The 24,104-nt window shown below is 42.8% G+C and carries 23 protein-coding genes and 2 pseudogenes; 2 read left to right on the top strand and 23 right to left on the bottom strand.

All coding sequences use genetic code 11. From position 1 onward, the window contains the following. Positions 1-3: 3 nt before the first annotated feature. The 13 genes from JCM16496_RS06835 to JCM16496_RS06770 all read right to left on the bottom strand — a co-directional run bounded on the left by JCM16496_RS06835 (position 4) and on the right by JCM16496_RS06770 (position 13,260). Positions 4-1,260, bottom strand: a complete 1,257-nt coding sequence (locus JCM16496_RS06835) for a glycosyltransferase (RefSeq protein ID WP_243462349.1) — start codon at positions 1,258-1,260, stop codon at positions 4-6. A 351-nt stretch (positions 1,261-1,611) separates the two neighbouring features. Continuing rightward, on the bottom strand, positions 1,612-2,634 hold the full coding sequence (locus JCM16496_RS06825; protein ID WP_025830991.1) for a capsular polysaccharide synthesis protein: 1,023 nt from the start codon (positions 2,632-2,634) through the stop codon (positions 1,612-1,614). A 1-nt stretch (position 2,635) separates the two neighbouring features. Further along, positions 2,636-3,958: a hypothetical protein gene (locus JCM16496_RS06820; protein ID WP_025830992.1), complete on the bottom strand. Its 1,323-nt coding sequence runs from the start codon at positions 3,956-3,958 to the stop codon at positions 2,636-2,638. Next, on the bottom strand, positions 3,955-4,920 hold the full coding sequence (locus JCM16496_RS06815) for a glycosyltransferase family 2 protein (protein WP_025830993.1): 966 nt from the start codon (positions 4,918-4,920) through the stop codon (positions 3,955-3,957). The genes JCM16496_RS06820 and JCM16496_RS06815 overlap by 4 nt, the downstream gene beginning before the upstream one ends. A gap of 32 nt (positions 4,921-4,952) precedes the next feature. Beyond that, positions 4,953-5,531: a glycosyltransferase family protein gene (locus JCM16496_RS06810; protein WP_025833192.1), complete on the bottom strand. Its 579-nt coding sequence runs from the start codon at positions 5,529-5,531 to the stop codon at positions 4,953-4,955. Positions 5,532-5,537: 6 nt separating this feature from the next. Beyond that, positions 5,538-5,807 (bottom strand): glycosyltransferase, encoded by a 270-nt coding sequence (locus JCM16496_RS06805; RefSeq protein WP_025833190.1) that lies wholly within the window; start codon positions 5,805-5,807, stop codon positions 5,538-5,540. Further along, a complete protein-coding gene (locus JCM16496_RS06800) occupies positions 5,791-6,702 on the bottom strand; it encodes a hypothetical protein (RefSeq protein ID WP_128809482.1) in 912 nt (303 codons plus the stop codon). The genes JCM16496_RS06805 and JCM16496_RS06800 overlap by 17 nt, the downstream gene beginning before the upstream one ends. Before the next feature lie 281 nt (positions 6,703-6,983). Then, positions 6,984-7,952, bottom strand: a complete 969-nt coding sequence (locus tag JCM16496_RS06795; RefSeq protein ID WP_025830997.1) for an acyltransferase family protein — start codon at positions 7,950-7,952, stop codon at positions 6,984-6,986. 28 nt (positions 7,953-7,980) lie between these two features. Beyond that, complete coding sequence (locus tag JCM16496_RS06790; RefSeq protein WP_025833186.1) at positions 7,981-8,835, bottom strand: glycosyltransferase; 855 nt, start codon at positions 8,833-8,835, stop codon at positions 7,981-7,983. A gap of 18 nt (positions 8,836-8,853) precedes the next feature. Then, on the bottom strand, positions 8,854-9,222 hold the full coding sequence (locus JCM16496_RS06785) for a hypothetical protein (RefSeq protein ID WP_025831000.1): 369 nt from the start codon (positions 9,220-9,222) through the stop codon (positions 8,854-8,856). Then, the gene (locus JCM16496_RS06780) at positions 9,219-10,553 is read right to left on the bottom strand and encodes a hypothetical protein (protein ID WP_025831001.1); all 1,335 of its coding nucleotides are present in this window, start codon (positions 10,551-10,553) and stop codon (positions 9,219-9,221) included. The genes JCM16496_RS06785 and JCM16496_RS06780 overlap by 4 nt, the downstream gene beginning before the upstream one ends. 164 nt (positions 10,554-10,717) lie before the next feature. Continuing rightward, complete coding sequence (locus JCM16496_RS06775; RefSeq protein WP_025831002.1) at positions 10,718-11,713, bottom strand: glycosyltransferase family 2 protein; 996 nt, start codon at positions 11,711-11,713, stop codon at positions 10,718-10,720. A gap of 8 nt (positions 11,714-11,721) precedes the next feature. Then, the gene (locus JCM16496_RS06770) at positions 11,722-13,260 is read right to left on the bottom strand and encodes a lipopolysaccharide biosynthesis protein (RefSeq protein WP_025831003.1); all 1,539 of its coding nucleotides are present in this window, start codon (positions 13,258-13,260) and stop codon (positions 11,722-11,724) included. Positions 13,261-13,487: 227 nt separating this feature from the next. Here JCM16496_RS06770 and JCM16496_RS24590 point away from each other — a divergent pair, with 227 nt between their 5' ends. After that, positions 13,488-13,622, top strand: coding sequence for a hypothetical protein (locus JCM16496_RS24590; RefSeq protein WP_262482761.1), 135 nt, complete (start codon positions 13,488-13,490; stop codon positions 13,620-13,622). Positions 13,623-13,930: 308 nt separating this feature from the next. Here the strand turns inward: JCM16496_RS24590 and JCM16496_RS23050 are convergent, their stop codons facing one another. After that, positions 13,931-14,770 (bottom strand): lecithin retinol acyltransferase family protein, encoded by an 840-nt coding sequence (locus tag JCM16496_RS23050; protein ID WP_025833182.1) that lies wholly within the window; start codon positions 14,768-14,770, stop codon positions 13,931-13,933. Positions 14,771-15,149: 379 nt separating this feature from the next. On the opposite strand from JCM16496_RS23050, the pseudogene JCM16496_RS06750 reads away from it, so the two are divergent. Beyond that, positions 15,150-15,371 (top strand): annotated as a pseudogene (locus JCM16496_RS06750) (peptidoglycan recognition protein family protein); the annotation flags it as partial. Between the two features lie 58 nt (positions 15,372-15,429). Here the strand turns inward: JCM16496_RS06750 and rfbB are convergent. From rfbB to JCM16496_RS06705, 9 genes and pseudogenes are all read right to left on the bottom strand, one after another. Then, on the bottom strand, positions 15,430-16,572 hold the full coding sequence (gene rfbB, locus JCM16496_RS06745; RefSeq protein WP_025831007.1) for a dTDP-glucose 4,6-dehydratase: 1,143 nt from the start codon (positions 16,570-16,572) through the stop codon (positions 15,430-15,432). Beyond that, on the bottom strand, positions 16,562-17,431 hold the full coding sequence (gene rfbD, locus JCM16496_RS06740) for a dTDP-4-dehydrorhamnose reductase (RefSeq protein ID WP_025017597.1): 870 nt from the start codon (positions 17,429-17,431) through the stop codon (positions 16,562-16,564). Before rfbD ends, rfbB begins: the two co-directional genes overlap by 11 nt. Positions 17,432-17,441: 10 nt before the next feature. Beyond that, the gene (gene rfbC, locus JCM16496_RS06735) at positions 17,442-18,014 is read right to left on the bottom strand and encodes a dTDP-4-dehydrorhamnose 3,5-epimerase (RefSeq protein WP_025831008.1); all 573 of its coding nucleotides are present in this window, start codon (positions 18,012-18,014) and stop codon (positions 17,442-17,444) included. Between the two features lies 1 nt (position 18,015). After that, positions 18,016-18,920 (bottom strand): annotated as a pseudogene (gene rfbA / locus JCM16496_RS06730) (glucose-1-phosphate thymidylyltransferase RfbA). 20 nt (positions 18,921-18,940) lie between these two features. Next, entirely contained in the window at positions 18,941-19,618 is a 678-nt protein-coding gene (locus tag JCM16496_RS06725; RefSeq protein WP_025017595.1) for a hypothetical protein, read from the bottom strand. 41 nt (positions 19,619-19,659) lie between these two features. Next, positions 19,660-19,983, bottom strand: a complete 324-nt coding sequence (locus JCM16496_RS21520) for an Arm DNA-binding domain-containing protein (RefSeq protein ID WP_025017594.1) — start codon at positions 19,981-19,983, stop codon at positions 19,660-19,662. Positions 19,984-20,109: 126 nt separating this feature from the next. Beyond that, positions 20,110-20,814, bottom strand: a complete 705-nt coding sequence (locus tag JCM16496_RS06715) for a tyrosine-protein phosphatase (RefSeq protein ID WP_025017593.1) — start codon at positions 20,812-20,814, stop codon at positions 20,110-20,112. 61 nt (positions 20,815-20,875) lie between these two features. Further along, the gene (locus tag JCM16496_RS06710; RefSeq protein ID WP_025833177.1) at positions 20,876-23,290 is read right to left on the bottom strand and encodes a GumC family protein; all 2,415 of its coding nucleotides are present in this window, start codon (positions 23,288-23,290) and stop codon (positions 20,876-20,878) included. A 27-nt stretch (positions 23,291-23,317) separates the two neighbouring features. Beyond that, entirely contained in the window at positions 23,318-24,097 is a 780-nt protein-coding gene (locus JCM16496_RS06705; protein WP_025833176.1) for a polysaccharide biosynthesis/export family protein, read from the bottom strand. Positions 24,098-24,104 lie beyond the last annotated feature (7 nt).

Below are 24,104 nucleotides of genomic sequence, written 5' to 3'. Positions count from 1 at the left end.
TATTTATTGCTTATTCCAGGCTTTCATTATGGCATCCCGTATTTCTTCCCCGCGCGATTGCCATGTAAACTGTTTGCCTGCCAGGCGGGCACGTTCTCCCATATCAGCCCTTTTCTCCTTATCGGTCAAAGTCAGAATGCCTTTGCCCAATTCCTGTATGGTAATCTTCCTCTCACCACGTTGCACGATGATGGCATACTCTTCGGAAAAATACCGGGTATATCCGGTCGTATCAATACACAGGAGCGGTTTCCCCAATGCCATGCTGTCGAACGATACGGTCACGGCTCCCTCTTTCAGCGAAGCGTTTATCACGGCATCGCATTTCTTCATATATTCAAAATAAGTATCCATATCCACTTTACCGGCCATTGTCACATACGGTTCCAATCCATACCGTGCAATCAATGTCTTTAACCGTTGCTCGTCTGCTCCTTTGCCGATAATGGTCAAGTGAATTCGTTGGTTCTCTTTTACAAAAAGCGCCATTGCCTCAATCACCAAGTCGAAGCCGCGCCAGGCATCCAGCCGTCCCACAGTGACAAACTCCGTAATTTCAGAAGAGTTCACGGATTCTTTCCGGGTTGCAGGCTGTTTTTCGTCCACTGCCACGTCTGTAAACAGTATGGCTTTCTCCCGATGCGCCTTCGGTATCTGCATCCGTGTTATATCCGTCTTGCATAATATCAGGTCCGCATTCCTGCATCTCCGTTTGAATCCCGCGTTCCGTTTCATCAGGCTCACCGCCATGTGTCTCATCCGTTCTATCATCTTCGACTTTCGGTCATAATGGTCGGCATACTCCATCGGAATTGTTTCCATGCCACCTACTGGTCCCCACACAAAGAACTGTCGTTGTCCGTAACTGCTCACTTTCCACATGACATTGCCATAAGTCAGGTGGTGGAAAATCCGTATGTCATTCTTCTGCATTGTTCGCTTCACGATGCCATTGGTACATGCCTGCCAGATGTTATAGTAAGTTCGTACCCCACGCATTCCCTTTTTCCAGAACCGTGCCCATTTTGGCCAGTCATAATATAGGAAATGAATGTCGCTATATTCCGGGTGTTCGCCTATCCACGGCTCTATGGTATGCCGGTTACTCTGCCGGGTCAGCACCCACAGCTCAAAGTATTTCGACATCTCCAATACCCAATGCCAGCCCACGCCGATCTCACTGCCCAAGCCCGGTTCGCAAGCGTAGGCAGAGATAAATATTTTCAGCCTGTTCATTTCTACTTTATTGACCATCTTCATAAAATTATCAATTCATATCACAAAAGCACCTGTCAATGCCTATATCATAAGACCTAATCTGTACACTTTGTTCCAATGTATCTGAACATAGCATTGAGAAAATCATGCCGTGCCATGACAACCCCGATTACGAAAGTAGAATAGTAATAAATCAACAGATGTAAACGGGTTTGTAACAGATTCGCCCCCTGCGTAAAAAAAAGGCAATATAGAATAAACAAAGGGCACAATAGTAGCAGTTCTATATCGGTAGCCCCCCAAAAATGCCACTCGCTATTCATTCCATTCCAGTACCAATATATACCTCCTTTTATTAGCAGAGTGTCCACCTTGGTAAAGATCTGTGAACAATTAATCTGCACCTGATTGATTTACCATTTTCCCATAAAAAGTAATCTTCCCGTCAATTTCTTTTTTCCATGGTGTTTTATATGACAATTTAAAGCACCAATCGTTTTTGATTAAACGTTGATAGACAGGCTCTTCATAAACCTTGTTCAGAAGAAAATGCAGCTCATTTCTTTTCACATTGAACTCTTTATGCTTCACAATAACCTGCCGCATATAGGGAAACTTGCGATAGGCGTAATCCAACAAATAATCCAATATTAAATAATGCGGTAAGCATGCTTCGTTTATGTTAATAGTATAGAGCATATCTCTTAAAAAAGCAAATAAAGCGTTTTGCTTTTCATTAGTTCCTAAATTCCAGCCGCACCATCTGCTGTTCGACCACATAGGCATATCTGCCAGTCCACAGGTAGATGGCGAATAAAACAGCTCTTTTTTCGCGCTATCCGGTATGGCATAAGGAACATAACAAGTAGAGTCAACCCACATGCCTCCATGTTCAGCAAGAAGAGAGATTCTCAGAATATCGGACAAATGAGTGTAACTGATTTCACCGTTATCTACTTTTCGGTAAATAACTTCCGGAATATTCACATAATTACGGATATTTTCTTTCGTAATTAAAGTGACCAAGCCATTGTGCTGTTTAAGTTTGGCAAAACAGCATTTTACCAAAGTAGGCATAGCACCCGCCCCCTGCCACCAAAACACCCATATAGGATAACTCGAAAGCGGAATAGTGTCATTTAATTGCACTTGTGTAGCACTTCTGTATTTCTCAATAATCTCTATATATCTTCTTCTCTTTTCAAAATATCTATCCATATTACGGGTCAAATGCTTTAAACTCCAAAAGCCGATAGTTTTCTTATGGGTGTAATTCCCAATCCACCATACAAGGCTTGGAAAAGCGATTGATAACCCGTAATTTTTCCACTGCTCAAAAAAAGAAGATAGAATCCACTGAGTTCGTGAATATGCCTTTGCCCATAAACCTTGTGTCTTAAATGTTACCGCTGCCATATTATTTCAATCGTTTCAAATTCTTCTTATGTTGTTTCTCAAATATAATATTAAGAATCTTCGTCACCGCCTCTTGTGGAGTGCCTTCATTCATCACTTTGTAATAACCCTTTTTATTCTTCAGATAATCTATTTTTGCATTGATTGCTGCAATGCCCTCCGTATCCAGCTCACGCTTTCGGGCTAAAATAGTATCTGTTTGGGCAGTCAGCAGAATGTTATAATCCAGCGATGGGATAAACAGCCTGCCAAACCCATAAAGGAACTTGGGATTGAGATAGATACGGCTGCGGCGGCTGTCACAGATAATGTCGGTATAATAGCGGTCAAAAATCACCAGGCGAGTGATGCGCGTCATCGTCTTCACCTTAGCCCAATAACCCAAGATATAGTCCACAGAATAGTAGGTCAAACGAAGCAGCGAATTGGACGCACCCGTCCGTCCACCCCGATGCGGATCGCTGTAATTCCTGTCCACCTCTTTCTTTACCCCGGCAGCATGCGCCACCTCACCCAAATTGCCAAACAGCGTAGGGCGGAAATGGTAATAGGCGTGTGCCTTGCGAAACACATCACCCAGGTTATCAATAAGAGTATCAATCACCGTTGTCTTGCCCGACCCGTCCGGGCCGGTAAAGCCGATGGAGAAACCGGTGCGCGACCGGAGATAGTTCCCCACAAAAGTATATAAGAACCTAAACACGTTCCCCACAAAAGCCAAGACATTGCGACGGCAGTTCCATGCCACCGCTTTCAGCAACAATCGTTTGCCCGGTACTCTGTCACATTGGACTATCGAATCACATCCGTACAAATCCTTCACCTTAGCCACTACCGAAGGCAAGTACTCAGCTGTTTCGCGCGTAGCCCTATACTTTTCAGGGTAATAACTTCCTACCGCCCTATTGTACAAATACTTATCCAAAAATTGACAATCCACGTCCACATAATGCAAGAAACCATTAAATTTCTTGTATTGCAAGAACTCTTCGGCATCCATCAGCAAAATACCGAATACCGAAGTGTTCACAAAGAAGTCCCATTGCACCAACTCTGTACGGTCGCCCAGCACCTTGCCGCACACCAAGGTGAGCAATCGGTCACTATGCAGATAAGTCACTATTTTCCAGCCGCTTTTATCTATCAATGCCACCAGCCGGTCTATCATATTCCGATAGCTCTTGCGGGTAATGATAATGTCAATGTCACGACTCCTGTTATTGTCAGGCAGTCCCTCAAAATTTCTCAATACAGCATAATCGGCATTTTCATTCAAGAAACCGATAACCTGCTCAATATGTTCCACAGCTATATTTCTCATCATTTCTTGATATAATTTGCGTTTATTTTGTCCACGATATATAAAGGTTGGTACCATACGGATTTCATCAAAGTCCATATACCTTTCATCCAGACGCCACTTTTCAGATAGAAAACCCCATTGCGCAAGCAGTCCGCTGCCAAAGAGTCTTTTTCAAGTTTGCGCATTTCTCTTTCCGACATGCTGTTCATAAATTCGATAAACGTCATTTCTTTTTCACCTCTGCGCCTCAGCAACAAGTTCTTTTTCACAAACCGCATTTTGATAATCATATTGAAGTGGTTGGTGCTTAGGGTATCTGCTTTTCGATAAAGGTAAAGTACTTTGGGGATGGTCACAATTACTTTACCCTTGGTGTAAAGGTCGCTCAAACGTGTCCATAAATCCAAGTCTTCGCAATAGTCACGATAGCGAGGTTTGCCTTCCGGAAAGCCATCCAATCGGAATCCTCCCACTCTTAGCGCATCGTTTCTTACAAACATGGTCTGTATCGGAAGAAAGATGAGCTTGTTTTTTTGCGCACGTTCCCTGAACATTTCTTTGGAGGTATCGCCGATAAAAAGCCCCCCTCCAATTTCATTATCTTGATTATCAATATATTTCAGCCAAGAACTAACAGCCATTATCTCTTGGTCACAGGTCAATAACTTATATTCCTCTTCTATAAGTGTAGGAAGAGGAAGATCGTCAGAATCAATAAACACAAAATATTTCGTGGTTACATGATTGATTGCAAAATTCCGTGCATGAGCAATACCTTGATTCTCGTTCAAACGTATCAATTCATATTGCCTATGATGTTGCTCAAAGAAAGCATCTACCTTTTGTGTACTATGGTCTGTACTGCAATCGTCCACTATCAGCAAGTAGAAGCCCTGCATCGTTTGATTATAGATATATTGCAAGGTTCTTTCGATATACACTTCCGCATTGTACATACAGATAGCCACTGTTAAATCCATCATCACTCTTTGTATAAAAGATTGTTTCTATTTTTTCAAAATCCTCTAATTGCAAATCTTCTAAATCGTAAATATATGAAATTCAGCAAATTACCCCCACCGTAAACTTTATAAAGATAATACATTCGTAAATTCCCATTCAATGTATTAGTTATATTTCTCAACTTATTCAACATCGAGGTTTCTACTTCGCCACAAGTGTTATGTGTATGTATTCTGTAAAGCATCGTAGGCCGATAAACCGTAGCAATGATTCCCTCGTTAGCTGCCACGGCCATAGCAATAACACTATCCTGCATTCTTGAATTATTGAATGGAAAAGAAACCTCTTTTGCCCTGTGGTTGAAGCACATCACGCAACCGGCTATAAATGTGCCTAATCTGAGTTGCTCTAATGAATTCCTTTCTTTCATCAATTTATTCAGTTTCTCAATAGGAAGATTGGTGCGATTTAATTCACTCTCCAATATTATATTTAAATCCGCATCCACCCTTTTCTTATCGGTGTGGATTAAAATAGGTTTGTCAGGGTTTGTTTTCTCCAATTCTCTAACTTTGTCGATACTTATTTGAACCTTTTCCGGAAGCCACACATCATCTTGGTCACAGAACATATAATATCAGCTTTCCACCATATTGAGTAAAGTCATGAAATTCATACAACACCCTTGTCTTGTCAAACCACTGTCAACCCACATAATTCGATTATTGTCAGAGTATTTTTTGATAATGTCTAAAGTCTTGTCTTTCGAACCATCATCTTGAATATAGAGTGTCCATTCATTATTGGTTTGCGATAAAATACTCTCTATCTGTGCATCCAAATACTTTTCGCCATTGTAGGTTGCCATCAGTATGGCAATGGGCTTTGTGTTAATTATCTTGTTCATCTGATGTATAGTTATTATAAAAATATTTCGTTGTTGCTAAGATGAAATAGCACCCCCAAATGTAAGAGAAGTTATTAATGGTCATTCCAATCAGAAAAAAAGCAAGTAAGGTTTCTACTGATAGAAAACGTGGAATACAACACATAAAAATCAAAGATATTGCTACAATAAAACTGATAAGTCCGTATTGATCGATATTCCCCATTTTGGCTGTTTTCAAAGTGGAATACCAATTATTTCTCTGTTCCACAGATACAGTACCTTTTCCGAACCAAGTTTCAGACGAGGTTAAATCTGTATTAGTCAACGTGTTTACTAACGGGTTGATACGTGCAGCCGCACTATTATCGGCTATGGTTATTTCATTTACATCCAATGTCATCACTGCATTTACGGTTACCAACATTCGTTTCGCGGGTAAATAGTCAACATTTGTCAAAATTGCATATCCCAAAGAAAATGCTAATAGCATATGAACAATATATTTCTTTTCAATAAAATACAAGGATAAGAGGATTAAAGCAATAATTGCCGTACCACTTCCCATAAATAACATTACATACAAGAACGCAAATACGATTTTTCTATGATTGTCCCATAAATAGCGGAAACTGGGTTTATTGCCTAAATACAGTTCCTCCATTCGCAGAAAGCCTAAAAACAGGAAAGCCAATATGCGCGCGGATGAAGAAGGCTCGAAAGTAAGTGTATTAAAATGGATAGGTGACAAATAAGTCTGCCCTACCATATTTAAAACAGGCATATATCGTAAACCTACAGCGGAAAAAAGTTGTTGTAATACGGCACAATAGAAAAACGCCCATATAAACACCTGCAAGAGTTTCCTATAATCATCAAACGAGAATGCGCCATCATATACCAGATTATAATACATGATGAACGTTATAACGAACATGAACAGATATCCGATGGTGGAAACACGGACATAAGATTGCATAGTGGCACAAAAAAACACCACTATAATATAAAGTGTTCCTATGAGAAAAGCTTTGGATAGATAAGGAACTTTTGTGGTAAGTATAAATGGAGCCAATGACATGAGTACAATCTTCAACGGACTTACTCCGAATCCCTCTACAAAGAGAATTTGCGTACACATCACTATTAGATACACGATTGCCAATGAGCGATGTGTAAATAAAGAACCAATCTGAATCATTTTCCTAATAGAGATTTAAAATGTTTGTCAAACAGAGGGACAAGCAAATGCTGAATAGGCATAGAAAGGCAAAAACAAGCTAAGGAAACCCAATGCGAGAAAGTTTCATGAAAAACGCCTTCCGCACCCCATTGAAAAAGAACCTCTATAATGGAATAGTGAGTAACCATCAATAACAACGAATTTCTTCCCCAGAAATCAAAGTAGTTCATAATGCGACAGTCTTGGGTGGCTTTTGAAAGGCAAAGAATGCCCCAAGGACCTATCAATGAAGCCAAAATCATATTGAAAAATGACAAGGGCTCCGGTAAATAGTTAACCAACACGAAGGCTGATGTACATAAACAAATGCCTATTGACAATAATTGTTTCCGTGATAAGTTTGAAAACTTTTTCCCTATCAAATGAAAAAAATAGTAACCTCCGGCAATACCAATGCAGGCTCCTGATATGTTGAGCATGGTTCTAAAAGGGGCATTGATTATACGGTAGATAGTTTCTTGTTGAGCATCAAAAATGTGATGGTAGATATTCATATAAGCTATTATGGCAAGAAAAACAGCAGTTTGTATCCATATTTTCTTCTTGTAGAGCCAATGCCAGACTAACTCTCCCCAAAACAATGCTGGAAGAAACCACAAAGTCCCAATTCCTCTTAATGTTACTGATTTATAAGCTTCTCTTGCAATAAGGTTTAAGTCATAATACCCTGCAAGCAGGAGAATAAAATCAAAAACAAGAATTATGACGGTCCAGTAACAATAAGGAATACCCAATTGTTTCCAACGCTTTTGAAGCAGTTCTTTGGTTGTGGAGATGTTTTTCCGACTGGCCATCAACCATCCGGATGTCACATAAAACATCGATATCATAAAAGAACCGACAAAGGTATTCACCTCAGTAGGGAACAGACCATTTTCATAATGCAACAACACAATACACAAAATAGCCAGTCCCTTCGCCATATCATATATCTTTCTCTTTGCATAAGTGTTATCTATGTGCAGATTTATAATGAAAAATCAATAGTGCAATATATGTTTGTATGGATAATATAGCCATGCATCTTCCAAGAACAGAAAAGCCGCTATAGCGCTTTATAAAATAAATTCGTGCTTTTTCCCAGTTCTTATAGCGTTTTATCGGATCTCCTTTTTCCGATTTTATATGTCGGTGTACCGCCTGTATATCCGCCAAGTAGTATGTTTTTTTACCAACCCTTTCCACTTGCTTTGCCAGTATGGCCTCTTCGCAATACAGGAACACGTTTTCGTCAAAAAAACTGATGCTTTGCATAAAGTCCATACGCACTATCAGGCAGCAACCGCTAACCTTACTACAAAAATGGCTCTCCCGGTAATTGTCTATAAAATCGTATGTATCTGTTTTCTTTTTCTTGAAAGGAACAGTCACCCAGTTCCAACTGCTACTCCAGTGCCCTTCCCGGCGCATCGGATTCTGATGCACTCCATCCGGTGTCACAATGTCGCTGCCACATACCACAATCTGTTTATCCTGCCGCATCCGTTCCACCATACGAACCAAATAGTCCGTTTGCGGGAACTCTATATCAGGATTGGCAATCAATGCATATTCATAGCCTTTCTTTGCGGCATAGCGCAATCCTATATTGTTACCGGCATTGTAGCCACGGTTCTCTTTGTTTTCAAGGAGTGTACAGCCTTGCTCGCTGCATAAGGTGCGCAAGTTTTGTAAATCTGCCTCCACAGAGCAGTTGTCTACCACCACAATCTCAATCTGTATACCCTCCTGTTTCTTCAAAAAAGAAATGCATTTGTGGCAATCGGTAGACGAATTATAGTTCAATAATATTACGGGGATTGTCATCTTCGGTCAGTATTTTCCTTATTGTTTCTTTTTCCTCATCATCAACAGGAAAAGTTTTCTCCTGCAAGCAGAGCTGAAGTTATAAATGGGCAATAGTGCTTTATACCATCTTTTCCCCACCGTATAGTATAAACTTCCCTTGTCGAAACCGGAAACACGTCCGCCCAAGAAAATCACCTTGAACAATTCTCCTATTGACAAGCGTTTGACCAATGAGAAAAAGAAGTCGGAACCGCCTATACGAGTGAGTGGTGAGAGATTGACTGCATCGGAAAGTCGCGACAAGGAATCAATGGTAGTTTTTGCCCAAAAGTAAAGCAATGTTGAATCTACCTCCCTCATTTCACGTACCATTTTTCCCATCGCAACACCGACTTCGCGATTCATCCGCACCGTGTCAGTATCTTGATAGCTTCGCCTTCTGGAAACAAAGGAGTAACCCCATCAGTATTACGCTTATACCCCACGGTTGTTGGATAAGGCGATGCCGAAAAGTAGGACTCTATCACAGCCGTAGCCGTAGTATCAAGTTGCCCCATGGGGAAATAGGGTTTATAGTCACCATAGCAACGAGGCAAGACATCAGCCCGTACCCCTAAATAGTAAGTGGGCACTTGCAGACTACCTTGAGCCTTCACTATACGGTTGAGCATGAGCCGTGATGTACCTAACCATCCTACATCCACCATAAGCGAACGGCTGCTACCTAAGATTCCCTCCTGACGGAAATAATCAAGGGCAAGAAGCAATGCCTGGCCGCATTGTTCCTTTAACCAAGGCGTAAACGTAGGATGATGGAATATCTTTTGCAAAAAATCATCCGACTGAACTTGCGTAGTAACCTTGTCATAATTAAACTCGATGCCGAAACGTTGTCGCATCTCCATACGGGTGGTCTGGAACAGCCACAGCAAATCATCTACCCGCTTACGCAACAACGAATGCTTGTCTATGATATCCAAGAAACCTTGTTCTTCCATTTCGCTCAGATAAGCTTGTATCAGCGAGCGTCGCGAAACGAATAAATAATTGAGTTTCACATTATCTGGATCCAATGCCTTAGCCATCTCCAACATAATATACCCGTCGCGCGAGAGGAACTGCAAATAGTCGATATGCTGCTCTTTTGCCTCTTTAATTATGTCAATTACAAAAGGCAAGTAAGTAGGTGCTACATAGTCGGCAGCAAAAACCGCTTCGGGAGTATTTAAGCCACGCAACCGTGCCATACGGCTGATGCCCACCAGCCATTTCAATTGCCAGCCGTTGCGAAACGACCGTGCCTGTGACATCAACCGCGCCTCAATAGGCGTATAGGTTGTATCTATCCAACGTGCATTCACCCCATTCTTCCGTGCCATCTTCACATCGCTTCGCTTGTTATCGCCATGATGTATCCACGTTTCGGGATGATATGTACCTCTTATTTTTCGAAATAGACCACCATTGTCCTTACGGGCACTCCATTCGCAAGAAACAATAACCTCATCTGTAGCCTCTGCACAATTTTCTCGAAGCAGAATTTCTTTTAAAAAAGAAGAGCTCAAATACATATCCGAGACAAATTTTATAACATATCCTTTACTACGATAGTCATTGATTTTGTCTTGCATCATAGGGTTAGCCATTAGCATCTCTGCCTCTACCTTCAATTCCATTTGCATCAGTTCGTCAGTACTATATCCATCTAAACCTGCACCAATGGCTGAAGCATACATGGCCTCAAATGTTTCTCCCTTAACAGTGTGTCGCCAAATAAGAAAGGCTTCGCGCCTATATCGGTCTTTTGGATAAAGACGTTGGGCCAAAATAGGAAGAACCACTTCCGGATTCCCACATTTACGTAATAAGACTGTATCAAAAATGTCAAATGTAGCTAATCTCATCGCATGGAATATTTACAATAGGCATAAAGCAATTGCAACATCAGATGCAGTGCTATTGCATATTGGTGCTTCTTTATTAAATATTTAATTTTTCTTGTACCTCTCATAAAAGGACTACAAATTGCATCATTCCAAAATACCTTTCTGTCTTTTTCAAAGAAGGTACTAAAATAAAGTGCTTCATATTCATCGTATCGACCATTAAGAATATAATCTAAAGGGTATGCACCGATTAAAGTTCGTTTTATTGCTTCACTGGTAAATTTTGTATTTTCATACTTTTGGCTTAATAGTTCCATTCCTTTACTCACTTGATTGAGGGTGTATTCTATTTCTTCTATTTTCAGATTATATCTATCCGCTCCAAATTCTTCTTGAATGTAGTTGTATCCGGTTGACGATATGGTAACAACGCTGTCGCAATGAAGTAAATAATTTAGATTAAATATTAAATCCTCGCCTAAACGAATATTTGGGTCGAACTTCAAATTATTATTCTGAATTATACTCCTTTTATAAAGTTTCCCCCAAGGCACCGTTGAATATAAACGATGAAAATGCGTAGAAAAAAATTGCGGAATCTCACTATCTATATAGTGTTGACTCTGTATAGCGATTATATGCGCCCCATTCATATATCCACCCAACACCCAATCAGCTTCTTCAGCGATTAGATTTTCCACATACGTAGCTTGAATCTCATCATCTGCATCCACAAATATGATCCTATCACCGGTTGCATACTTTAATGCCGTATTACGCGCTCTACTCACTCCACCATTATCCTGATGAATCACTTTTACATTCTTATATTTCTCGGCATATTCATCACAGAGTTTTCCAGTACCGTCTTTGGACCCATCGTCAACGATGATAATCTCAATGTTCTGAAACGTCTGCCCCAGCAATCCATTAATGCAAGCATGAATTGTCATTGCTGAATTATATGCTGGGACTATGCAGCTAACACTTTGAATAATATAGTTATTCATATCAATATCTATTTTCTTTTTAAGAAACGATGAACAAATGTTCTAAAAGCAGACGAGGCAATGTAATATAATGTAAATGTAAAACAAGCGAAAACCACAGTGAATATCGCGGCTTGAATTATCCAATGCAACCATTTGTGTAGTCCATGAATAAGGGGTATGAGATATTCCATCATCTTTATGCTCCCTATGTAGCCTATAAATAATGGGAATAGGTGCGCCAAGAGTAGTTTCACGTAATTCGTTATAGGAAGCTTGAATCCTTTTGTGAAAAGGAAATAAGGTTTCCATCCATGAATGATAATCAATGTGGCTCCAACAGGGCCGGCCAGCACTCCGGGCAGTCCATATATGGATCCGAACACGATAGACAAAATAATAAATAAGGCAGATTCAACCAAAGGCGCCCAAACATCATAGAACAGTCCGTAGCCAAACAGGAATTGTTCTGTCACTCCCCGAAGCATCTGCAAGAACAGTTGGAGGATAATCAAATACACTATTATATCAGGCAATATGTATTCTTGCCCCAACCATAGTGAAATAAAAGAAGAAATCAGGTAGGATACACATAAAGTCAGCACACCGGCAGCAAACATACGTAAAGCAAACAGTTGTTTATAAACACTCCATATTTTTTGTTGATCACCTTCCGATATCAAGCTGCCCACTCCTGCATTTGTACTATCAAGTATTCCTCCCAATAGTCCTTGAATGCGTTGCGTAACAAGTGTGTAGTTTGCATAAAGAGCCACCGTGGGAAGCGAGGCGAAAGCATATATCAAAATAGGCAGCATCTGCATTTGAACAAAACTTCCCACCTTATGGGTAAAAAGTTGCTTGATGTATTTCCCTATTTCGGGATAGTCCTTATACAGTTCCTTGCCGGTTCTTACATCAGTCTTCAACCAAGGATAATATTGATAAACCTTATGGTTGAGCAACATGGAAAGAATGAAACCACTTAACAACTCTAAGGCAAAAAACAGATAAAAGCTACGGGTATAATAGGCCAATGCCATTTGGAGAATGACCTTCACGGTATTTACAAGCTGGAAGAAACCTGTAATCACATAATTCCGCTGATCAGCCGATAGAATAGAGATTTTATAACTGATAAAATAGCCGAACATAGAAGATATCAAAAAGCAATAGAACCCTATATATACAACCGTTAATGAAATTCCCGTATTAGCGAATATCCATGGCAAGAAGGCTGACAACAGGATGCCAAGTATAAAAATGCAACTCCCGATTTTCCGATACAGATAGCCCAAGACTGAGATTATACCATCAATCTTCGTCTCGTCCTCATCGAACAAGGGCTTGTATAACACGTATGCTATTGCACTGCCCACACCTAACTCCGCCAGATTGAGAAAGCCCAACAGACTTTGAAGTGTACCGGTCAGTCCTATAAATTCGGTACCTAAATAGTCAAGTAGCGTTTTGCGCGTAAAGAACGCCACTACCAAGGTGAGGAAGTAGCACAACATATTCATCCGCGCATTCAACAGACTTTTCTTTGTCCTTGATTCTCTTCTCATTTAGTTAATTTACTTTACCAAATATTCGACACTGTAACTTTTGTGCTTGAATGTCATATTTGTATTAGATTTTACGTTAATTAGTTTTTACATTCGCACCCTAATACAGGCGACTTGTCTGTTAAACTCTTTGTCTTCCCCCAGAAAGCATCTTTCCTTTTTTGATGGGCTGTATGATGGTCACCTTTTCGGGTGCATATCCCTGATACCCGGTATCTTGATACGGGATGCAAGAGATAGGTATGGAGGTGGTTGCAATTGTTGTCGAAATGCTTGGCATGGACGATGAAATCCTGATGGAACAAATTATCGCTAACTGCAAAAGGTTGACTGCCATGCAAGCCTATGCGGAAACTACGTGAATACTAAATCCGAAACTTGAGTTCGATATATTTCATGCTACAGAAATACACGCACACGCGATATATAACAAATCTAATTTACATAAACTCTATTGTTTTACGTCCTATTAAATTTGTTACTTTCTTTTATACATCTCCTCATAATACCTCTCATACGCCCCATAAGTAATGTTATCTACTCCTACTTGTCGAATGAAAAAAACATATAATCTATGACCACTAACGTGATACACATACCTTTTGCTACATCAAGTGACAAGTCATGGTAGTTTGCTATTTGATTATTCGTTCTCACAGACTTGTTTGTATCAGAACAGATAGTCCTTAATCATTTTGGCCACCAAAGCATTGGGGCGTTTTGTGATAAGTGACAACGCCAACCACGCGGTTGAACCGATTGCTTTATACACCTGCTTGCTCTTATGCTTTCCGGTTTTACACCAATTTGCAAAATGCTCGCAGTTGTTGGTAACAAGGTTATAGTTATGAAACTGAACAATGCCCATCAACCCCAGCATGGCACGATTTCTTGCATCCAGTCTGCTTGGCAATGACTCGTTGTCATGGGTGACCAAGCACGGATTATGTAATTTGGCGTTTTTTTGCAGGGTGATGACTGGTTTGTCACTTTGGTCTGTTGACGCAAAATGAATAACCCACCCTCCTTCAATGGTAATGGCATGATGCTGGTATTTAACCAATTTTCGTCGTTCCTCTGACAAATGATAACCGATATTCATGCTATGCAGCACGTAAGGGAACTCTTCAGTACCTACCAAGCATTCCAACACGAAATCATCTCCCACAACACTTCTCAGCCCAAGATAAATGTTGTCATCTACAAATGACAGGGCATTATCCACTACTGTATCGGTAGCATATTCGAAACTTGGTTTGTATTCAAACAGAACGTTCTCACCATAATTAGTAAAGTTTTCAAGTGACATCACTTGTATCTGATAGGCATCTCTTCCGTCTTCCAGCTTGATATACTTCTGATAGACTATCGTTTCTGTATTGACAAAAATGGCAAACTGTCTGAATGCGCCCCAACTCGGGTTCGACAGTACGATTGGTGTGCCAGGTTCTATGTTTTCGTATTCCTCTTCTGGAATACGCCTGTTTGAGTTGAAGTATTCTCCGTACATTTTTTATGCCCAAATTAAATAAACAGTTATACATGATAAAATTACATACACAACACTACAGATTATACGTTGCTTCTTATAGGACAATTTCTGTACCCGCTGTTTTATCTTTTGAGTTTTGAAATCATCCATGACATCATTTTTTATCTCTGCAATGAAAGCCTCAAGAAACAAATAGCCTCTCAGATGTGCTGCATAATTGAATGACATAAAAGCAATGTAAATTAGGGTAAAAATTACTTTCTGAGAAGATCTCAGATGAAGGTCACTGCCTATTATGAATACCCATATTGCTCCAGTTGATAAGTATTGGAAATTCCAGAAATAATCAACCTTATCAATGAGTTTCAGAAATATCTCATATTTCATATTTTCTCTTAACCGTTGCAGCATCGGCATCTGCTATGAAGGCAGATTGGATGCGGACGGAAAACCTTCCGACACCCGGACCATGGAACAGAGGGTGGCCTTGCTGGAACTGCTTTGGAAACTCCACCGCCTCTTTCCGCAAGCCCTGGTTGTGGGACATCGGGAGTTGCCCGGTGTGAAGAAAGCCTGCCCTTGCTTTGATTGCGAGGAATATCGGGAAGTGTTCCATTAGTGTATTGCATTAGGAAAATGTGCCGACAAGTCAAAAAAATCAAATTCGGCACATTTCCTTACCTATTTTTATACATCTCCTCGTAGTACTTTTCATACTCTCCCGAAGTAATATGATCCATCCACTCTTGATGGTCGAGATACCAACGGACGGTCTTCTCGATACCTTCCTCAAACTGGAGGCTGGGTTCCCAACCGAGTTCCTTCTGGAGTTTGGTAGAGTCGATGGCATAGCGCATATCGTGCCCCTTGCGATCGGTGACGTAGGTAATCAGGTCGAGTGACGCGCCTTCGGGATTGCCTAAGAGGCGGTCAACGGTTTTGATGATGACCTTGATGATGTCGATGTTCTTCCATTCGTTGAAGCCTCCGATATTATAGGTGTCGGCAACCCTGCCATTGTGGAAAATGACATCGATAGCACGGGCATGGTCTTCCACATAGAGCCAGTCGCGCACGTTCTCGCCTTTTCCATAGACAGGCAGCGGTTTACGATGGCGGATATTGTTGATGAAGAGCGGTATCAGCTTTTCCGGGAACTGGTAAGGGCCATAGTTGTTGGAACAGTTGGTCACGATGGTTGGCATGCCGTAAGTGTCGTGAAAGGCACGGACAAAATGGTCGCTGCTTGCCTTGCTTGCCGAATAGGGGCTGTGCGGATTGTATTTGGTGTCTTCATAGAAGAAATCTTTGCCGTATGCCAAATGGTGCTCAGCGGAAGAGGCGGTAGTGGTAAAGGGAGGTTCCACGCCTTCGGGATGGGTCAGCTCCAATGCCCCATATACCTCATCGGTAGAGATGTGATAGAAACGTTTCCCCTCATAACCTTCGGGCAACGACTCCCAATAAAGTTTGGCGGCTTGCAGCAAAGCAAGTGTACCCATCACGTTTGTTTGTGCAAACGTAAAAGGATCTTTAATACTTCTGTCCACGTGGCTCTCTGCTGCCAGATGAATGATTCCGTCCACGTGGTACCCGTTCATCAGCTCCTGGAGCTTGGCAAAGTCGCAAATGTCGGCTTTCACAAAGAGGTAATTCGGCTTGTCCTCAATATCTTTCAGGTTAGCCAGATTACCTGCATAAGTCAATTTGTCAAGATTGACAATGTGATAGTCCGCATATTTGTTCACAAACAGGCGCACCACATGGCTGCCGATGAAGCCTGCGCCACCCGTAATAAGTATATTCCGTTTAAATCCCATTGTTCTGTGCTTTTATCTGGTTGATACATTTTTCCAACGATTCCATCCAATGCGGAATCTTGTAACCGAACGTCTCGCGGAACTTCGTTTTGTCCAAAACCGAATAATGCGGACGTTTCACCTTGCTCGGATATTCAAAGGTATGAATCGGGCGGACATCACACTCGTTTCCGGCCAATCGGGCTATAACTGCCGCAAAGTCATACCAAGAGCATACTCCCTCATTGCTGAAATGATAAATGCCTTTCTTGTCGGTCATTCTCCTGTCAAGAATCCAACCTATGGCATCTGCCAGATCACCGGCAAAAGTGGGTGTGCCTATCTGGTCGAAAATGACAGGCAATATGTCTTTCTCTTCCGTCAATTTCAGCATGGTTTTCACGAAGTTCTTGCCCCATGCCGAGTATAGCCATGCAGTGCGCAGTATTATATAATTGCAGCCTGAATTGACAACGGCTTCTTCTCCTGCAAGCTTTGTCTTGCCATATACACCGGTCGGTTCCGTCATGTCCTCTTCCGTAAAAGGAACGTAGTTGATTCCCCTAAAAACATAATCGGTAGATATATGGATAAGTGTGGCATTGACAGACTTGGCTGCCGCAGCCAAATAACCGACAGCTACATGATTGATCAAGTCTGCCGTCTTTTCATCATCCTCTGCCTTATCTACATTGGTATAGGCAGCACAATTAACAATTACGTCAATCTGTTCTTTCCGTACAAGCGAAAGAACGGCATCCAGTTTCGTAATATCCAATTCCGCAATGTCCGTAAAGACATAGCGTTCTTTGCTCTTGCCGGAAACCCGGACCATCTCATTGCCTAACTGCCCGTTGCTTCCTGTCACTAGAATGTTCATATCAAGTTTCTTATTTATACAAATCTTCTCCGTATTTGAAATCCAATACGGAATCCTTTAAGCATGCCCTGTGCAGGTCTTTCTCCGAAAGGATGGCATTCTCTACCGGGACTCTCCAGTCAATGCCCAATGCTTCGTCTATCAGCTGTATGCCGCCTTCGCTTTCCGGGGCATAGAATTCATCGCATTTGTATTGGAATACGGCTTCTTCGCTTAATACGGCAAAACCATGTGCGAACCCTTTCGGGATGAAGAACTGCCGGTGGTTTTCCTCGGTCAGTTCCACAGCCACATGTTGTCCGAATGTAGGAGATCCTTCCCGTATGTCAACCGCCACATCCAATACGGCTCCTTTCACACAGCGTACCAGTTTGCTCTGTGTATAAGGCATCTTCTGATAATGCAGTCCGCGCATCACGCCGTAGCTTGACTTGCTTTCATTATCCTGTACAAAACGGATGGGGCGTACCTTCTCGTCAAATTCCTTTTGGGAGAAACTTTCAAAGAAATAGCCTCTGGCATCCGTAAAAATGCGTGGCTTGATGATGACCACACCCTCTATCGCTGTCTTTATTACTTCCATGTCAATCCAAATTATCTTTCCCTGTACGTTCCACCTCTTCAATCACTTTCAACAGATATTGTCCGTACGGGTTCTTCGACATCGGTCGAGCCAACTGCTGCATCTTCTCGCGGTCAATCCATCCTTTGCGGTAGGCGATACCTTCCAGACAAGCCACTTTCAATCCTTGCCGTTTCTCAATCACCTCAATATAGGTAGATGCTTCCGAAAGGGAGTCGTGCGTACCGGTATCAAGCCAAGCGAATCCTCTGCCCAAGGTCTGTACCTTCAGTTCCTTATCCTCCAAGAACCGCTGGTTCACGGCGGTAATCTCCAACTCCCCACGTGCCGAAGGCTTGATATGTTTGGCTACATCCACCACTTTATTCGGATAGAAATAAAGCCCGACTACCGCATAGTTGGATTTTGGCTGTTCCGGCTTTTCCTCAATGGAGAGGCAATTACCTCTTATATCAAACTCAGCTACACCATAGCGTTCCGGATCATTAACCCAATAGCCAAATACCGTCGCCTTTTGTTCCTGCTCGGCAATCTGCACAGCTTCTTTCAGCATAGCCGTAAAACCGTTTCCATGAAAGATATTATCACCTAATACCAGACAGACGGAATCATTCCCGATGAACTCTTCTCCGATAAGGAATGCCTGTGCCAGCCGTCGGGAGAGGGTTGCTCGGCATACTCAAAATGTACGCCATAATTCGAACCGTCACCTAAAAGCCGTTTGAACCCCGGCAGGTCGTAAGGGGTGGAGATGATCAAAATCTCCCGAATGCCAGCTAACATCAAGACCGAAATCGGATAATAAACCATCGGCTTGTCAAATATGGGAAGCAATTGCTTGCTTACTCCCTTTGTGATGGGGTATAAGCGTGTCCCGCTTCCCCCCGCTAATACGATACCTTTCATAAAAACGATATTAATTCATTTTATTCATCTGCAGGGAACTCTGTTAAAACATAATATGCTTGTTCCATCTCATCAAGAAATCTTCTTTTACTCTTTTGCCATGCCCTATACAAAAGCATGATACTGATCATTAATAAAATTACCAAAGTCACATTAAATGCAGGTGCGTCACTAAAATCAATATCTGCAAATAAGAATTGTATCAGAATCGCTACAAGCAAGAAAACCGCCGCTATAAGTAGCGATAACATGGCATATATCCTGAAAATACATCCTTGTATCTCTCTGTTCAGATTATCATTTCGGGATATGATATATGTGAACATGTATCTGTAAACCTTCAAATTACCAATTGTCCCTTTTACATCAATCCGATAAAGAGCCTTATATGCTTCAGATTTCTGAACAATTGAATCGGTATGTGTAAATATTCCCAAATAACTATCCAAATGTTTGATTAAATAAGTAGCTCGTGGAAACGGATTCGATATAATCTCCAACATCATCCCTATTCCATAGGAAAAAAAGATGAGACAAAAAGAAAATAACAACATATAAAATCCACTCTCTTCATCAAGAATATCTTCAAAAATAGAATATTCGACTTCTGGCAAACTGATTAACAATATAACCAAAGACAAGAAAATAATCGCTCCGGTCATGAATGTTCTGAAATGGAGGGAAAAATTAAGTTTCATAACGATATATTTTTATCTGCGCAGTTTGATCAATCCAATTCTTAAGGAAGCGGATGAGGACTTACTATCGTTCTCCGATGTTTGAAGATACTTATCATGTCACCCATGGTCAGAAAACCGGCGACATCTTCCGTAATAATCTGATTCAAAAGTTTAAGATCGGCTTCAATCTGAGTACGGAGACGACAAGCCTCGGGATCATTTCCCTTGACAGTCTTCGTGACTTCATCCCAGGAAGAGGCCGACAAGCGAAGACGCGAGGAGAACTCCATACGCCGGTTATGCCCTTTGTAGATACGATAATAAATCGTACCGCGACCAGTTTCTTTTCTGCATAGTTCGAACCTTACAACAATTGTGGGCATTAGGATGTATATTGATTTACAGTCGCTTTAACTCAGAAGATTTGTACTTTGACAATATGTGACAACCAATGAAAGAAGTATGTAACATACCAAGCTTCTTCTAAATCTATATTATTCCCATGAAAATTAGGATTCTTCCCGAAAATTCATTACGATCTTTTTACGAATATCAGATTGTAATAATTTATGGTAAAAAAACGCTGAATGGATATCGCAACCGATACAGTAGTACGCCTTGGCTTTCAGCAAGGCTTCCGCCTTTTCCTGCACATGTCTGCCATACATCCCGGTCAACGAGGGTACGTTGAGCTGGAAAAAGATGTGTTCTTCCTTCAAGGCCTTGTAGTCCTTCTTCTGCATGTATTCGTACCGTTCGGGATGTGCCAGCAACGGGTAATAGCCTTTCTTTTGGATGCGTTGCAGGACGGAGAGCAGGCCCATCGGTGGATTGAAATAGGAGGTTTCCACCAAGAGGTAGCGTTTCCCCTCCTCCAAGGGCAGCAGGTCATTCTTTTCCAGACGTTCCTCGAAGAGGTTGTCCATCATGTATTCCGCCGCCAAAGCCAACTCCATCGTACCATTATAACTCTGTTCCAGTTCCCGGAACTTCTCTCGCAGGGTTGCGGTTTCATTGGGGATGTCCTCCATGATGTGCGGCGTGAGCCACACCTTTCTGACTCCCTGCTTTTCCATCGTATCTAAAATCCGGAGTGATTCATCCAACGTCTCCACCCCGTCATCCACTCCCGGAAGAAGATGGCTATGGCAGTCGGTTATCCCTTTCAGGATGCCACTCTGTGCGAGGGTTGTTGTCTTACGGAATGGCCACATAGTTGTAATATGCTTTTATATAAGAGAACAACATGTTATCGGTTATTTGATAACCAACCATTTACCCCCCCATTTCTCCTTTATTTCCATAGTAGGAGGAGTAGCCGTTATGATAACCGTATCTATAGCCATAGCGGTATCCGTAACGGTAGCTGTACCGGCCTCCGGCACTTTCCGTGCCGTTCAATATCACGCTGAGGTTCCTGAAACGTTTCTCCTGATAGATGTTTTCCAGTTCGGGCAACATGCCGCGATCCAGCAAGCCGCTGCGTACCACGAAGATGGTACGGTCCGCCAGTTTCTCGATAATCTGCGCGTCGGCCACGATGTCGATGGGCGGACAGTCTATGAAGATATAGTCGTACTCGCCGCGAAGCGCCCCTATCAGGGTGGCCAGCTTGCCGTCCTCCAGCAGTTCCGTCGGGTTGGGGGGGACGGTGCCGATGGGGAGGATATGCAGGTTGTCGTATTTCTTGTCGGCAACAATGATTTCTTTCCAGTTTTCGACACGGTTTCCCAGATAGTCGGTCAAACCTATCCGTGGCGAATCCACGTAGGAGGAAACGGAACCGTGGCGCAGGTCGCCGTCTATCACCAATATCCTTTTTTTCTTGATGGCAAAACTCATGGCAATGTTCATGGTCAGGAATGACTTTCCACTGCCGGGATTGAACGAGGTTAGTACGAACACGTTCTGCCCTTTGTCCTTGCCCGCCATGAAATCCATATTGGAGCGGAGCACACGGAACGCCTCGTTGATGATGTCACGGCTGCCTTCCTTCACCACGATGGTTTTCATATAGGACTGCTTCTTCCTCTTGAATCCCAGTTTCCTCTCTTTGCTGAAGTATTGGGGAATCTCACCAATGAAAGGTATGCTGAGATCTTCCAAATCCTTGCGTCCTCGTACCTTGGTGTTCATGTTCTCCTTCATAAAAATAATCACCGCCGGAACAAGCAAGCCGATAGCGAATGCCACAAGGAGGATATTCATCTTCCGGGGAGCTGTGGGGAACATGCTGCCCCTCGGGGCGGTAATCACACGCGTATTATAAGCGGTGAAAGCCTGGGAAAGCTCGTTCTCCTCACGTTTCTGAAGCAAGTAAAGATACAGTTCCTCCTTCACCTTCTGCTGGCGTTCCACGGAAAGCAGGTATTTCGCCTGGTTCGGGTTGGAGGCCAGCTGGCTGGTGGTCGCGGCTTCCTGCTGGCGTATGCTGCGTATCTGGGTATTGAGCGACACGATCAGATTGTCCACCGACTGAATGATGGTGCGCTGCATGCTTTGCAGCGAGTTGGCCATGTCCTTTGCCAGGGGGTTCTTTTCGCTGCTGTTGGCGATCAGGCGGTTGCGGTCGAGCACCATCGTGTTGTATTCACCGATCTGGCTCTCGATATTGACATTGGCTATGCCGGAATTGGTGGGCAACAACTGGCTGAGTTCCTTGTTGTTCAACTCTCTGCGGATATACTGCGCGGTGGATAGCTGGCTGTTGAGTGCCAGCAACTCCTTCTTGTTCTCGGCGGACTGGGACAGGTAAAGACTGGATGCCGCCTGCACGTCCGGCAGCAGGTGCTCGCTCTTGTAACCGGCGATGTTCTCGTCCACATTGCCCAGTTCACTTTCAATCACGCTCAAACGGTCACCGATGAACTGCGAGGTACTGACGGCAATCTGGTTCTTGTCCTGGATCCACTTCTCATTATATACCTCGATCAACGTATTCAGGATATCTTCCGCCTTTGGGATGGATACGTCATCAATGCTGAGATTGATGATAGTGGCATCCTCGTTACCCAAATCCGCACGCAAAGCGGTGGCGTAATAGTCGGTTACGGCACGTACACTACCTTTATTATAGCGGATGGAAGTCCCAACGAATGAATCATTCCAGTATTTGGTCGGATTGATTACGAATGTACCTACTTCCATGCGAATGGAATCGCCCATTTTACCGGAGAATTCCGTCTCTAATTCCTCACCGTTAATCATTACATCGGATATGGTAAATTCTTCTTTGGACGAGAAGTCTATCTTGAAGCTGACAGGCGTTTCATCCTGGTGGCGGTAGGAGACTGCTACAGGGTTGCTTTTGTACAATCCCACATCCTTCAGTCCCTTGCGGACGGTATAGGTCTCATTCAGCCCCAACCGCCGCACCACCTCAGTCATCAACGTGGGGGATTTCAAGGTGAGCAGTTCGTTATTGATGTTGGTATTCGACTTGAAGATACCCAGGTCGGAGAACTCGCTCATTGTAGTGGACGAACCGCTCTTGGTATCGTCCTTAACCAAGATGGCAGCGGTACGTGTATAGATATTCGGGGTACTCAACAGATAAAAAGCCGCTATGGCAAGAGCGGCAAACAGGGAGAGGGCAAACCAGTGCCATCTTGGTACGAACATTCCCCACAAATCTTGTATTCGTATAAAATCATCGGCAGGTTTTCCAACGGCAGTTTTCTTTTCTATCATAATATGTAAAATATTCTGTTCATCCAGTTATTTAAACAGCAGCACACCTAACGAGGTGAGGAACGAGGCAATACTGATCCACAGTCCCACAGATTTCACGCTGTTCTCATTGATGGTGGACTGTCCGGCACGGACCTTATTAGGTTGCACATACACCACATCGTTCTGTTTCAGGTAATAGACCGGGGAGGAGAAAATATCCTTGCTTCGGATATCCACCCAGTGGGTGACACGTTCACCGTTCTCCTCGCGAATGACGAATATGGCATCGCGTTTGCCATAAATGGTAAGGTCGCCCGCCATACTGATGGCTTCCAACAAAGATATCTGGTCTTTGGTGATACTGTATTTGCCGGGAGTTTTTACTTCGCCCAAGACTGAAAAATAGAGGTTCATAAACTCCACGGTCACAACCGGGTCTTTCACCAGGTCCTCGTCCACCAACCGTTTCTTGATAAGGGCGGCAATCTGGCTCTTGGTCATACCGGCAATATGGAGCGACCCTATGACGGGAAAGTCGATATTCCCCTTGTCATCCAATGTGTAACCGGATATTTCACCATTATTGCTGCCACCACGCAAGTCCGTGGCTCCGGCACGGTACTGGACACGTGTCAGGTTGAATAACGCCGCCAACTGCGGGTCTTTACTGGATACCATGATGGAAATCTGGTCCTTGGGCTGCACGGTGATGTCTCTTGCGCCCACAATGGCTTCGGGCTGGTTCACCGCAATGTCTTGAAAGTAGAGAATCTCCTTGGAGGTATTGCAAGACGCCAGCAACACCAACCCCAGGAGAAGTGTCAAAAATCGA

Origin of the sequence: Bacteroides rodentium JCM 16496 (assembly GCF_000614125.1) — a bacterium.
GTDB lineage: Bacteria > Bacteroidota > Bacteroidia > Bacteroidales > Bacteroidaceae > Bacteroides > Bacteroides rodentium.
This window is presented reverse-complemented; position numbering and strand designations above follow the sequence as displayed.